Annotated in this window: 1 protein-coding gene; it reads right to left on the bottom strand. The window is 77.2% G+C overall.

The annotated features are described in order from the left end of the window. The coding region (locus tag AOK22_RS38755) for an SAV_2336 N-terminal domain-related protein (RefSeq protein ID WP_279617117.1) at positions 1-1,455 on the bottom strand (1,455 nt) is incomplete at both ends.

Below are 1,455 nucleotides of genomic sequence, written 5' to 3'. Positions count from 1 at the left end.
GCCTCGGCCTGCCGGCGCAGGGAGGCGCGGCGCACGGAACCCGAGCGGGTCAGCCGGAGCGCGGCGACGTCGCCTTCCGCACGCCGCCCGAGGAACATCCCGCTGGTGGTCCGCGCGTCGACGTGCCGGGCGAACACCTGCCAGGGGCCCGCCTGCCGGGGGTTGTGGGGCAGCGGCGACCGCCACGGTGAGCCCGGTGCGTCGACGTACGCGGGAAGCTCCGGCGCGGCGGGCGGCGCGGGTGCCGTCGCCGTCGTGCCGACTCCGAGCCTGCGCAGCAGCCGTGCGTCCACCCAGCCGAACGGCCGCCCCTCGTGCCCGGCCCGCTCCGCCCCGTCCGGGTGGGCCAGCCAGGCGGGGAAGTCGGCGGACCGGCCGGCCAGTTCCCCCAGCCGGTCCGAGACCGTCCGGCTGGTGCGCAGCAGTTCGCGGGCCGGGGCGGTGCCCAGCAGGATGTCGCGGATGCCGGTCGTGACGTCGTAACTGCGGTGCTGCGGCGCGAGAGCGGTGTCGTCGTCGCAGCGGCGCAGCAGCCCGCTCAGGAACACCTCGGCCAGGTGCCCGGTGGTCACGTCCGGGCCGAGCGCGTCCTGCACCAGGCGCATCACCGGCACGGAGACCGGGGCGACGGCGGCGAGATGCGCGGCGAGGCGGTACGCCTCAGGGGAGGCCGTGTCACGGAACCGCAGGACCCGCCGCTCCGTGTCCGGTGCGGGAGGCGGCTCCGGGGAGGAGGCGAAGGGGGCCCGCAGGAGCGGCAGCACGGCACTCGCCCCGGGGGAGGCCAGCAGGTCCGCCCAGGCGCCGACCGCTCCCGGCTCCGGTGCGAGCACCGGGACCGCCACGTCGTCGAACGCGGCGAGTCCGGGCGGCAGCACCGGATCCGCCACGTTCCAGGTGAGGTTGGGCGCGCCGCGCCGCCTGCTGGTGACCCGCCAGGGCTCGGCGCGGATGCCGGAGCCGTCCCACAGGTGCGGAGGCAGCGCGTGCAGCACCGCCGTCGGGCCGAACCGCCCCCACTGGCCGAGCAGTTCACGCATGCGTCCGTCGTGCCAGGCCGCGCCGATGCCGTCGCTGAGCACGAGGATCAGCGTGGTGCCGCCGGGGTCGGTCACGGTGCCGGGCGCCAGCGCGGCGGTGCCGGACGCGAAGGGGCGGCGGCCGAGCAGCGGGGCGCCGCAGCTGCGGGTGTCCAGGCCGTGCACGCGTACGTCCCGGAAGGCGCCGCTGCGCTCCAGGAGCAGCCGCGTCTCCAGGGCGAGTTGCTGCCACAGGAGCATGGAGGCGCCGTCGTCCACGAGCAGCGTCAGATCGAGCCAGCGCGCGCGGGCGGGGCGCAGCACGGCGTCGGTGAGGCCGCTGTGGGCCGTCGATTCGGCGGTGGCCGTCTCGTCGAGCTCCCACCGCCTGCGGTCGGCCACGGTCTGCTTCAACGGGCGCAGCGCGCGGGCCAGT

The organism is Streptomyces silaceus, assembly GCF_001419745.1.
Taxonomy (GTDB): Bacteria; Actinomycetota; Actinomycetes; order Streptomycetales; family Streptomycetaceae; genus Streptomyces; species Streptomyces silaceus.
Note: the sequence above shows the minus strand (reverse complement) of the source record. Positions and strands in the feature narration are given on the sequence as shown.